11 protein-coding genes are annotated in these 12,125 nt (G+C 39.4%); 7 read left to right on the top strand and 4 right to left on the bottom strand.

The window, feature by feature from the left end; translation table 11 throughout:
• Positions 1–211: 211 nt before the first annotated feature.
• A complete protein-coding gene (locus H5202_RS11975; RefSeq protein WP_182772274.1) occupies positions 212–1,183 on the bottom strand; it encodes a 1-aminocyclopropane-1-carboxylate deaminase/D-cysteine desulfhydrase in 972 nt (323 codons plus the stop codon).
• Positions 1,184–1,380: 197 nt separating this feature from the next.
• On the opposite strand from H5202_RS11975, the gene H5202_RS11970 reads away from it, so the two are divergent.
• Positions 1,381–1,794 (top strand): YccF domain-containing protein, encoded by a 414-nt coding sequence (locus H5202_RS11970; protein WP_182772273.1) that lies wholly within the window; start codon positions 1,381–1,383, stop codon positions 1,792–1,794.
• A gap of 155 nt (positions 1,795–1,949) precedes the next feature.
• Positions 1,950–2,411: an EVE domain-containing protein gene (locus H5202_RS11965; RefSeq protein ID WP_182772272.1), complete on the top strand. Its 462-nt coding sequence runs from the start codon at positions 1,950–1,952 to the stop codon at positions 2,409–2,411.
• Between the two features lie 184 nt (positions 2,412–2,595).
• On the opposite strand, the gene H5202_RS11960 is transcribed toward H5202_RS11965, so the two are convergent.
• Together H5202_RS11960 and H5202_RS11955 are read right to left on the bottom strand one after the other, a co-directional pair.
• Positions 2,596–3,384, bottom strand: coding sequence for a TIGR00266 family protein (locus tag H5202_RS11960; protein ID WP_182772271.1), 789 nt, complete (start codon positions 3,382–3,384; stop codon positions 2,596–2,598).
• Between the two features lie 176 nt (positions 3,385–3,560).
• On the bottom strand, positions 3,561–4,490 hold the full coding sequence (locus H5202_RS11955) for a LysR family transcriptional regulator (protein ID WP_059743966.1): 930 nt from the start codon (positions 4,488–4,490) through the stop codon (positions 3,561–3,563).
• Between the two features lie 219 nt (positions 4,491–4,709).
• On the opposite strand from H5202_RS11955, the gene H5202_RS11950 reads away from it, so the two are divergent.
• The 3 genes from H5202_RS11950 (at position 4,710) to H5202_RS11940 (ending at position 7,702) form a co-directional block, all read left to right on the top strand.
• Positions 4,710–5,870 (top strand): homogentisate 1,2-dioxygenase, encoded by a 1,161-nt coding sequence (locus H5202_RS11950; RefSeq protein ID WP_182772270.1) that lies wholly within the window; start codon positions 4,710–4,712, stop codon positions 5,868–5,870.
• 70 nt (positions 5,871–5,940) lie between these two features.
• Positions 5,941–6,981 (top strand): 4-hydroxyphenylpyruvate dioxygenase, encoded by a 1,041-nt coding sequence (hppD, locus tag H5202_RS11945; RefSeq protein ID WP_182772269.1) that lies wholly within the window; start codon positions 5,941–5,943, stop codon positions 6,979–6,981.
• Positions 6,982–7,084: 103 nt separating this feature from the next.
• Complete coding sequence (locus H5202_RS11940) at positions 7,085–7,702, top strand: LysE family translocator (protein ID WP_182772268.1); 618 nt, start codon at positions 7,085–7,087, stop codon at positions 7,700–7,702.
• 36 nt (positions 7,703–7,738) lie between these two features.
• Here the strand turns inward: H5202_RS11940 and H5202_RS11935 are convergent, their stop codons facing one another.
• The gene (locus H5202_RS11935) at positions 7,739–8,923 is read right to left on the bottom strand and encodes a GNAT family N-acetyltransferase (protein ID WP_182772267.1); all 1,185 of its coding nucleotides are present in this window, start codon (positions 8,921–8,923) and stop codon (positions 7,739–7,741) included.
• A 112-nt stretch (positions 8,924–9,035) separates the two neighbouring features.
• On the opposite strand from H5202_RS11935, the gene ggt reads away from it, so the two are divergent.
• Positions 9,036–10,787 carry a gamma-glutamyltransferase gene (gene ggt, locus H5202_RS11930; RefSeq protein WP_182772266.1) on the top strand — a complete coding sequence of 584 codons (1,752 nt, stop codon included), beginning with the start codon at positions 9,036–9,038 and terminating at the stop codon, positions 10,785–10,787.
• A 457-nt stretch (positions 10,788–11,244) separates the two neighbouring features.
• Positions 11,245–12,125: HAMP domain-containing protein (locus H5202_RS11925; RefSeq protein ID WP_182772265.1), on the top strand; the 881-nt coding region annotated here is incomplete at its 3' end.

Here is a 12,125-nt window from a genome sequence, read left to right as displayed (position 1 = left end):
TTAATCATTTGCTCTGTTATTTAATAAACTCATTTCTCGGTATCCTCCTCTCACTTACCGATGTTTATTAAAGCAGAGCAAAATAAATAACTCTTCTACACAATGTCAAATTATCCCTCAGCGTCAAAAACCAAGCTAAACCTCTGAAAAACAACATATCTTTATCATTTTAATTTTAAAATGAATAATAAGACCTGCATTTACTCTTTAATCAAACAGTGTCAGAAAATTTTCGTTGGTATCTTGGTAACATCGTTTTATTTCCCAATACCCCCCCCTGATGTATATAGAGAATATCGGTTGCATTAACAGTATTATTATTTAAATAATGTTGTAACACTAAGAAACCAACCGGATCGTACAATAATTCAAATTCAATTCCCGACCGGCATACTGTGTTCCACATATCAAAACAACGTCGTGATAATTTTCCAAAATGATATTTATGACCATCATTAATAATTTTAGGAAAATAAATCTCATCAACTAATTTCGCAAATTGTTGACGTAAATATTCGTCCCCGCCAACGGTACTGCAAGTTAATACCTCAATGATAAGAACTTCCGTTAATGCTAATTGAGCCAGTTGTTGGATAATTTGCTTATTTAAATAAACAGCAGTAGTTCCCGTGCCTGATGGTAAAAATACTTGTAGATTATTTTTATGTTGATCTTGCGCCCATTGAATCACTTCCGTTGCTAGTTGCGCGATCCCGGTTTCGGCATATTCACACCGTCCACCTTCAGGAATAAAAAGTATTTGATTTTTATCAGTGTAGTTTGGGTCCGATGACACAATACATTGCATTGCATCGTCTAAATGCATACCGACAAGATTTTCGGCATCATCCAAATGACTAACATTAATGATATTGGCACCATTTAGTATCGCTGCGGCATAATTGCCCTGAGGGTGTTGTAACAAAAAATCACTGATATGGCTTACATAGTAATCGAATTTCCACCCTTGTTGCTTTGCCAGTACAGACAACGAGTATAATGAGTTTGCTTGTGCCGAGCCCGAAGCCACGAGCTGGGTAACATGTGAATAATCATGATGTAAAAAATGATAAAATTTACGCGCTTTATTACCACTAAAATCACTATGCAATAAATCATCTCGTTTAATATAGATGTTGTGTCCATCAAAGTTCATCGCTTGTACTGGGCTTATCGAAAACATAAATTGTCTCAATCAACTGTAATATGAGCATTTTAACTAAAAAATGATAAATCTCATCGATTCATTTGCATTAATCATCACATTACATTAACTACACAGTATAAAAACAATCTTTAATTCATAAGAATCAGTTAGTTAAAAACATGGCATGAATATGGCTATATATTAAGTAATATTGACTATTGATAGGATTGAAAATGTCACTTTTACGCTTAATCTTTAATATTGCTTGGTTTTTAATGGGTGGTTTTGTCATGGGTCTAGCTTGGTGGTTTGTAGGGCTATTGTGCTTTATTAGCATCATTGGCATACCATTTGGTCGTGCTTGTTTTGTCATTGGCGAACTTGCTTTCTGGCCATTTGGACAAGAAACCGTTAACCGAAAACACATTTCCGGCCAAGAAGATATTGGCACTGGCACGTTAGGTTTAGTGGGCAATGTTATATGGTTTTTATGTTTTGGTATTTGGCTCGCGATTGGTCATCTAGTTCATGCTCTGGCTTGTTTTGTAACGATTATAGGTATTCCTTTCGCTTTACAACATCTTAAATTGGCCTTATTAAGTTTAACCCCTATTGGTCAAACTGTTATTGCCAAACCGACTTATTAACATTGATTAATTATCGTTGAAATACCTCTGTTATAAAAGCCGATAGCATAATGCTGTCGGCTTTTTATTTGCCTAATCGTATCTGCAACGTGTACATTGCCATTCTTAAGCATTGAAAGGTTATTCAGCCTCTTTAAAGGCAGTAATGGGATCACATGAACTATTGGTTAATGAAGTCTGAACCAGACGATTTTAGTATTGATAATCTACAGATGAGTGAGCAGCAAACCGTTGCTTGGCAAGGTATTCGTAACTATCAAGCGCGTAACTATATTCGTGATCAAATCGCATTGGGTGATGTAGTGTTGTTTTATCACTCTAGTTGCAAAATACCTGCAATTGTTGGTTTAGCAAAAATTAGCAGCGATGCTCAAATTGATTTCAGTGCTTTTGATAACCGTTCACCGTATTTTGATGCTAAATCAGACGCCAATAAACCTCGTTGGTGGCAAGTCGACATTCAATTTATGGCCAAATTCTCTAAACCAGTGAGCTTGAAGCAATTGAAATCTGATCCCGTGCTACAAGATATGGTACTAGTGGCTAAAGGTGCCCGCTTGAGTGTTCAGCCCGTCACACCGTTGCAATACCAACATATTATGCAACTAACAACCTAGAATAATAACGTTAGATTGATTACCTTACATGGGTAACCTTAAGTTAAAACAGACCAGCTCGTCAGCCGACCAGTAAACATTCTAAAAGTCTCCTAAAGACAGCTCAGACTAAGCCAATACAATTTGCTGTAATAGTCTGAGCTCGAATACCAACGGCACAGTGATAAAATCACGCATTCCAGTGTTAGTTAATCATACGGCCTATTCCGCCAAGCACTGAACCTTCACCTTGATCTTTACCACCACTTGAAGGTGCGTGAGCAATAATTCTGTCAGCCATACGGGAAAACGGTAAGCTTTGTAACCACACTGTCCCATGACCTTTTAAGGTCGCAAGAAACAAACCTTCACCGCCAAATACCATCGACTTTAAAGAGCCTGCACGCTGAATGTCATAATCAATCCCGGGAGTGAATCCAACTAAACAACCAGTATCTACACGCAAAGTCTCACCGTGTAATTCTTTTTTAATCAGTGTTCCACCTGCATGCACAAACGCCATGCCATCACCTTTGAGGCTCTGTAGAATAAATCCTTCACCACCAAAAAAACCGGTTCCTAATCGCTTGTTAAACTTCATCGTGACTTGCGTACCTAAAGCAGCCGCTAAAAAGCTGTCTTTTTGACAGATTAGTTCGCCTTGATGTTGAGCTAAGTCTATCGCCAAAATGGTGCCAGGAAATGGTGCAGCAAATGCCACTTTACGTTTCTGTTGGCCTTGATTGGTGAAATGAGTCATAAAAATACCCTCACCCGAAATAGCTCGTTTACCAGCACCAAGTAGTTTGCCAAAAAAACCGGATTCCGGCTCAGAGCCATCACCCATTCTGGCCTCAAACATAATGTCTTCTTCAAGGTAAGTCATCGCCCCCGCTTCAGCAATCACAGACTCATTTGGGTCTAATTCAACTTCAACCAGCTGCATGCTAGAACCGATAATTTCATAATCAACTTCATGACTTTTCATGCTCATTTTCATTCCTTAAAAATTTATTTAATGTTTGCAGTTGCCCTGTTCGGTATTAAGGCATTATTTATTATGGATGATTTAAGGTAACAAAATGATCAGCTATTTAACACGACAACATTTCAATATTCTGTAACCAAATTCTGTTGCCACTGCATTCGTTTACCGATTTGTGTCCATCGTTAACCTAAACCTGCACCGCTCAATCCTGATTGATGCTGTAATTGATATTGAGCAAATTCTTCTAAAATAAGTTCGGTAAATAACTGCCCTGCTCGCCCAAGCGGACGTTCAAGTGTGGAGACTAATTGCGGTGTAAAGCTAAACCGATTACCGCCAATAAAATCAACTTCAATAAGTTGCCCTTGATGTAATTCTTCGGCAATTAAAAAATCCGGCATCCAACCAAAACCTAAGCCTTTTAGTAAGGCATTTTTTTTCATGATAAAGCCCGACAAATAAAAGACTTTATCGCCGCCAAACTGCATTTCATCGCGATCACGTTTACCAGGAGATGAATCTTCAATGGTTAACTCAACATGTTGTTGTAACTCAGGTAAACTAATTTCCTTAAGTAGACTTAATGGATGTTGTGATGACGCCACTAGCACACTGGTAATCGTAGGTAACGGTTTAGGATGATACGAGGGGCCAGTACGATAATCCTTAACCAGCATTAAGTCTGCTTGGTCGCGCTCAAAGCGATGCTGTACTCCGCCTAAAAACTCCATATTAAGTTGTACTTTAGTCGGTATATTGTGTTCTGACATACGCTTAAGCGCGGTCATGATCGGCTCCATCGGTAAAGCACCGTCGATGACTAACTCAAGCTTAGGTTCCCACCCCTGACTAAAGCGACTGGCAAGATGCTCAATATTGGCTAAATGTTGCAATAGCCGTTGCCCTTCGGCCAAAATAACCTTCCCTTCGGGTGTTAATTCCGCTCGATAATGATCTCGATTAAATAATGTCACCCCCAGATGTTGCTCCAGTTTTTTAACCTGATAGCTTACTGCCGATTGTGCCTTGTGCAATCGCTCCGAAGCTTTTGCAAAACTTCCTTCTTCAACAAGTACTTGCAGTACATTAAAGGCATCGATATCTATTCGCATAAGATTTCCACTGTCCCGTTATCCATACACAAATGTAAAGCTAACATAACAATCTAAAAAATAGATTGAGTTAAGTTATTTATTATTCTTTTTTTTGTTGATCTTTACCACTAAATTGTTAGTTAGATCACATATTGGTTTGCCCTATGCAATTAGGCCATAACAACTAATAACATAAACGCTACGACACTCACAGTCGATTCACCATAGGACAATCAGATGCCATTCTATGTTAAGCAAGGTCAGATCCCGACCAAACGCCACATTGCCTTCGAAAAAGACAATGGCGAGTTGTACCGTGAAGAATTATTTTCTACCCATGGTTTTTCAAATATTTATTCGAATAAATATCACCATAATATGCCAACCAAAGCGATAGACGTTCAACCTTACTCTTTATCGCATGGTGAACAATGGCAAGACTCATTAATTCAAAATTACAAATTAGACTCACGTCAAGCCGACTGCCAAGGCAACTTTTTTAGCGCCCGAAATAAAATTTTTTTCAATAATGATGTCGCCATGTACACCGCGAAGGTGACTGAAGATACCAATGAGTTTTATCGTAATGCCTATGCTGACGAAGTGGTGTTTATTCACGAAGGTGAAGGCCAACTGTTGAGTGAATACGGCGTCATTGATACCAAAAAATGGGATTACTTAATTATTCCACGCGGGACCACGTACCAACTTAAATTTAACGATTATCAAAATGTGCGCTTATTCGTTATTGAATCATCTTCAATGGTCGAAGTGCCAAAGCATTTTAGAAACGAATACGGCCAAATGTTGGAGTCTGCACCTTACTGCGAACGAGATATTCGTACGCCAACCTTGGCTGATGCTGTGGTTGAAAAAGGTGCGTTTCCGTTAATGTGTAAATTTGGTGAGCGCTACCAAAAAATGACGCTGCAATGGCATCCATTTGACTTAGTCGGCTGGGATGGTTGTGTTTATCCTTGGGCATTTAACATCAGTGAATATGCGCCAAAAGTAGGCAAAATCCATTTGCCGCCGTCTGAACATTTAGTGTTTACTGCGCACAATTTTGTCATTTGTAACTTTGTACCACGTCCATACGATTTTCATCCTAAATCGATACCAGCACCTTATTATCACAACAATATCGACAGTGATGAAGTCTTGTATTACGTCGACGGCGACTTTATGAGCCGTACAGGTATTGAAGCGGGCTATATGACGTTACACCAAAAAGGTGTGCCGCATGGGCCTCAACCTGGTCGCACAGAAGCCTCTATCGGCAAAACAGAAACATACGAATATGCGGTGATGGTTGATACCTTCGCCCCACTGAATTTAACCGCTCATGTCAAAAATTGCATGAGTGATGATTACAACCGCTCTTGGTTAGAAAACTAAGACCACATTTATAGCTAACCCAAGTCACCAAAGAGTGATTGCGTGTTGACATAAAATAAAGGAAAACAAAATGGCAAGCGAACTAAATCCACTGGGCCTGTTAGGCATTGAATTCACCGAATTTGCTAGCCCAGATACAGAATACATGCACCAAGTATTCATTGATTTTGGTTTTTCGATGTTAAAAAAAGCCAAAAATAATGACATTGTTTACTACAAACAAAATGACATTAACTTTCTATTGAATAAAGGCCGTGCAGGGTTTTCTGCAGAATTCGCCAAATCTCATGGTCCGGCTATTTGTTCAATGGGCTGGCGTGTAGAAGATGCACAGTTTGCATTTACAGAAGCCGTTGCCCGTGGTGCAAAACCAGCCGATGATGCCAATAAAGACATGCCCTACCCGGCTATTTACGGTATCGGCGATAGTCTGATTTATTTTATTGACACTTTTGGTGAGCAACACAATATCTATCAAACCGACTTCGTCGATTTAAAGCAGCCGATCGTAACGCCTGAAAAAGGCTTTATGGAAGTCGACCATTTAACCAATAATGTCTACAAAGGCACTATGGAAAAATGGGCTAACTTTTACAAAGACATCTTTGGTTTTACTGAAGTGCGTTATTTCGATATCAGCGGTGCTCAAACTGCATTGATATCTTACGCACTGCGTTCTCCCGATGGCAGTTTCTGCATTCCGATCAACGAAGGCAAAGGCAATAACAAAAATCAGATTGATGAATATTTAGGTGAATACAATGGCCCAGGTGTTCAACATCTAGCATTTAGAAGTCGTGATATTGTAGCCTCACTCGATGCAATGGAAGGCACCTCCATCAAAACACTGGATATCATTCCTGAATATTACGAAACCATTTTCGAGAAGTTGCCACAGGTGACTGAAGATCACGATCGTATTAAACATCACCAGATTTTGGTTGATGGTGATGATGACGGTTATTTATTGCAAATTTTTACCAAAAATCTATTTGGGCCTATCTTCATTGAAATCATTCAACGTAAAAATAATCTTGGCTTCGGCGAAGGTAACTTTACTGCGTTATTTGAATCAATCGAACGCGATCAAATGAAACGCGGCGTACTGTAATTTTACAAACACGAAGTGATACATAAAAACCAGCAAATTGCTGGTTTTTATCATTTTAGGCCTTTACACTCTGCCATCTACATTCTAATCAAAGACCTTTCTAATGCCAGATTACGCCGTACTCGCTGTGTTTATTCCAACGTTCTTTTTTGTGTCTATCACCCCCGGTATGTGCATGACTTTAGCCATGACACTCGGCATGAGTATTGGTGTACGCAGAACCTTATGGATGATGTTAGGTGAATTAGTAGGCGTGGCGTTGGTCGCCATTGCAGCAGTACTTGGGGTTGCCAGCATCATGCTAAATTACCCACAGGTGTTCGATATTCTTAAGTGGGTGGGTGGTGCTTACCTTGGCTACATTGGCATTAATATGTGGCGTGCTAAAGGCAAAATGGCCATCATCACTGGTATTGAAGTTAAAGCCAGTCGGATGAGCTTAATCAGCCAAGGATTTATTACCGCGATTGCCAACCCTAAAGGTTGGGCTTTTATGATTTCGCTATTACCGCCGTTTATTAATGTTGATAATGCCGTTGGGCCACAACTCGCCGTTTTGCTTAGTATTATAATGATCACCGAAAGTGTGTCGATGCTAGCTTATGCCAGCGGCGGTAAAAGCTTACGGTTATTTTTAAGCCGCGGCGATAATATCCGCTGGATGAATCGTATCGCCGGAAGCTTGATGATTCTGGTTGGTATTTGGTTAGCACTAGGCTAACCATTAAAGAACAATGGATGTGTAAATTACTCCATATTATGTTGATGTATTATTAATTGACTTATACGGCAGTTGTTCACACATTTGTTGCATATAAATGTCGATATGAGATTGTTCTTGTTTACAAAAATCAGCGATAGCATCATTAAAGCCTTCATGAGCAATAAAATGACTTGAGGTAGTTTTAACCGGGCGAAAACCTCGCGCTACTTTATGTTCACCTTGTGCACCAGCATCAAAAACGCTTAATTTATTAGCGATAGCGTACTCAATGCCTTGGTAATAACATGCTTCAAAATGGACATGGTCACATTCAGTTAACGCTCCCCAATAGCGACCATATAAATGTGTGTCTGACACAAAATATAATGCTGATGCCACTAATTGTGCGTCACTATTTTCAATCAATAATAGTCGTATTTTAGATCCCATTGTTGCTGTAATCTGCTCAAAAAATGCTGCCGATAAATACCCTTTATGACCCGAACGCTTTAAATAAGTATTTTGATAACACCGCACAAAATCTTGCCATTGCTCTGCACTCGCCTTATCACCTTTGATAAATCGGAACTGTAACTGTTGCCTTGCTGAAGTCCGCTCTTTAGTGATGTTTTTGCGTTTACGTGACGTTAATGTACTGAGAAAGTCATTAAAATCAGCATAGTTTTGGTTGTGCCAATGAAACTGACAACCAACACGCTCCATTACCCCTGCTTGTGCAAACTGAAGATGTTGCTCGGTATTGGTAAATAAACAATGCCAAGATGACCAGCCCTGTTTAATAACAGTTTGTGACAGATAGGTTTGAATACCGTCAATCAAGGGCTGTTGATCGTGTTTTGCTAACCTTGGGTCAATACCAATACGACGCCCTGTGGTAGGAGTGAAAGGTATACTGCTCACGAGCTTAGGGTAATAACCTATATTATGGCGCTCATACGCTTCTGCCCATGCCCAATCAAACACATATTCGCCCCAAGAATGGCTTTTAAGGTATAACGGCATTAATGCAATAATATTATCGTCATCCATTACCATAAGGTGCATCGGCGTCCAACCCGTTTCAGCGCTGACACAGCGACTCATTTCCAGAGCGGATAAATATTCATGCCGGGTAAATGGATGAGATGTACCAAAAAAGGTATTCCATACTGTAGAATCTATATTGCTAATATTATTAACAAATTTATATTGATAAACTCGCGTTTGTGTTTGTTCCACCCACACCTACCCTATAATAATTAATACTCAACCGCTAAAACTCATACCAATTATAGCTATCATGTGGCATGTTCTATCACAGTATCTTCTCAAAACACACCAAGGATTGATCGTGACACGATTCCCTAAATTAACACCGCTTTTTTTGAGCTCCGCATTAACACTCACACTTTGTTATCCTGCGCTTCATATTGCTGACAGCCAAGCAAATGAAGCTTCAATCTTTAGTGAAATGGCAACGGCTCAGCCAATCTATGCTAAGCATGGCATGGTTTCAAGCCAAGAAGCATTAGCAAGCCAAATTGGTGTTGATATTTTAAAACAAGGTGGCAACGCGGTTGATGCTGCCGTAGCTGTGGCATACGCACTGGCAGTAACCTTGCCTCGCGCGGGTAATATTGGCGGTGGTGGCTTTATGTTAGTACATTTAGCCGAGCAAAATAAAACCATTGCTATCGATTATCGTGAAACAGCGCCAGCCAAAGCCCATAAAGATATATTTCTTGATGAACAAGGTAATGCCGTTGACAAACTGAGCCGTGAACATGGTTTAGCGGTGGGCGTGCCTGGAACAGTCATGGGGATGGAACTGGCTTTAAAACAATATGGCACCATGAAAATGGCGCAAGTGATCAAGCCTGCGATTAAGCTAGCCAAAGACGGTATATTAGTCACTTCAGATCTATCAAACTCATTAGCGGGTCTTAAAACTCGTATTACCCAATGGCCAAGTTCAGCAGAAATCTTCTACCATGCCGACGGCAGTAATTACCAAGTCAATGAATTACTCAAGCAACCTGAGTTAGCACAGTCATTATCGTTGATAGCCCAGAATGGTAGTAAAGGGTTTTATCAAGGTGAAACGGCTGAAAAAATTGTCTCCGCGATCAAAAATGCTGGCGGGGTAATGACGTTAACTGATTTAGCTAACTACAAAGTCGTTGAGCGTGAGCCTGTACGAGGTAATTATCGCGGCTACGAAGTGGTATCTATGCCGCCCCCATCTTCTGGTGGTATTCATATTATCGAAATGCTCAATGTACTTGAGCAATTCCCCATTGATAAATTAGGCCACAATACCGCAAGTACGTTGCACCTTATGGCCGAAACCATGAAATATGCTTATGCTGATCGTAGTGAGTATTTGGGCGATCCAGATTTTGTTAGCGTGCCAGTTAAACAGTTAACTAGCAAAAAATACGCTAAAGATATTGCTAGCAAAATTGCTGTCAACAAAACTACACCTAGCAGTGAAATTAAACCGGGTAAACTAGCACCTTACGAGAGCGATCAAACTACCCACTTCTCGGTTATTGATAAATGGGGCAATGCTGTTGCTAACACCTATACCCTTAACTTCAGTTATGGTTCGGGCTTAGTCGCTAAAGGAACGGGGATTTTATTAAATAATGAAATGGATGATTTTTCAGTTAAGCCAGGTACCCCAAATGGTTATGGTTTAATTGGTGGTGAAGCCAATGCTGTAGAAGGAAATAAACGCCCTCTTAGCTCCATGAGCCCAACTATGGTGATGAAAGATGGTAAACCTTTCATTGTTACCGGCAGCCCTGGTGGCTCGCGAATTATTAATATTACGCTGCAAATGATAATGAATGTAATAGATCATAACTTAAACATTGCTGAAGCTACGGCTGCAGCACGTATGCATCACCAATGGTTACCTGATTTTATTTGGGTGGAGCATACGTTGAATCGCGATACTATTTCATTACTTGAAGCCAAAGGTCACAAAGTAAAAGTACAAGAGTCAATTGGTAGCACTCAATCGATAATGATGACAGAACAAGGTCTTTTTGGCGCTTCAGATCCAAGACGTGCTGGCTCTGCTGCTATCGGTTACTAACACCATAAACCATTAGCAATAAAACGACAGCGGCTTTACATAATGTAAAGCTGCTATCATTAATTATTAATAACAAGAATGAATGAGCTATAACTTAAATTAACCTTAATAAGATTAATGTTAATCAAGAAAGCACTAAACCCAATAATTATATATTTAAGGAAATTATACCTCTTCCCAAAAATGTAAACACACTACATTATCAATGTATCAAAAAAAATATAAATCCAACTTATAAATAACCATAAATCAATGTCTTGCAACATAATAAATTTAAAAATCATTAATAAATAAATCATTTAAAACGCTATAAACATTAAAGCCCCCAGGAGTCTTATCGTTATCCTCTTTTTGCCGAATTTATTCAACGCAAGACGAACCTTAATATTTTAAGTCACACCTCAAACTGTTATTATCCCCATTAATGTAGACCTCTCTAAATTATCAAAAAGACCCAATGCAGCTAATTAATTTAAAAATCAGGCATAGAATTGCCCTGCTAACATTTGTCGCTATCGTGTCATTTGCTATTTCGATTATCATCAATAATCAAACTGGCCAAAGTAATGCACAGCGCTTAAATGGACTTCAGAATGAACTTTATCCTGCATTAAATCTTGCTACGGTAAATCAGGGCCTAATATTACAATTAGATCAAACTATCCAGTCGGCTATTACGACAGGCGAAGAAGATGCGCTAGATATCGCCAATACCATGGTATTGCAAATATCTGCTAATTTACGCCAACTCGTCGAGTTACTGCCAGAAGAAGCCAATCCATCTCGGCAGTTAAATAAAGACGTGAACCTCTACTATAATAATGCTCGAAGCTTAGCTGCTGAGTTTATTAAAGATGATGTCGATTTTAGCAAAATCCAACGTCAGGCTGCGGAAAATGCTAAGCGATATCAATTATTGGTTGAACAATTTTCTGAAAAAAAATCGATTTTATCTGAACAATTTCAACAGAGTATTCAAGCAACTATTGCTAGCGCAAAACAGGCAGAAAATAGCATTTTACTCATAGGTGTCATTGCGACTGTGCTAATGGTGATTATGGGGCTACTCGTTAATCGCTCCATTATTAATACTATAGACAATGTGACTCAGTCTTTGCGTAATATTTCTGAAGGTGAAGGTGATCTTCGATCGAGGATTAACTATGCAGGTAAAGATGAAATTGCTCAGTTAGTTTACTGGTTTAACCAATTTGTGTCTAAACTTCAATCGTCTATTGCCGATACAAAGAATACCACTGAACATTTAACCGAAGTGGCTGCAACATTGCTCAGTAGCAGTCAATACAGTGAATTGAATGTACAACAACAAAATGAGGC

The sequence above is a fragment of the Shewanella sp. SG41-4 genome (genome assembly GCF_014164505.1).
Lineage (GTDB): Bacteria > Pseudomonadota > Gammaproteobacteria > Enterobacterales > Shewanellaceae > Shewanella.
The sequence above is the reverse complement of the archived record's forward strand: the minus strand, read 5'-3'. Positions and strand labels throughout refer to the sequence as shown.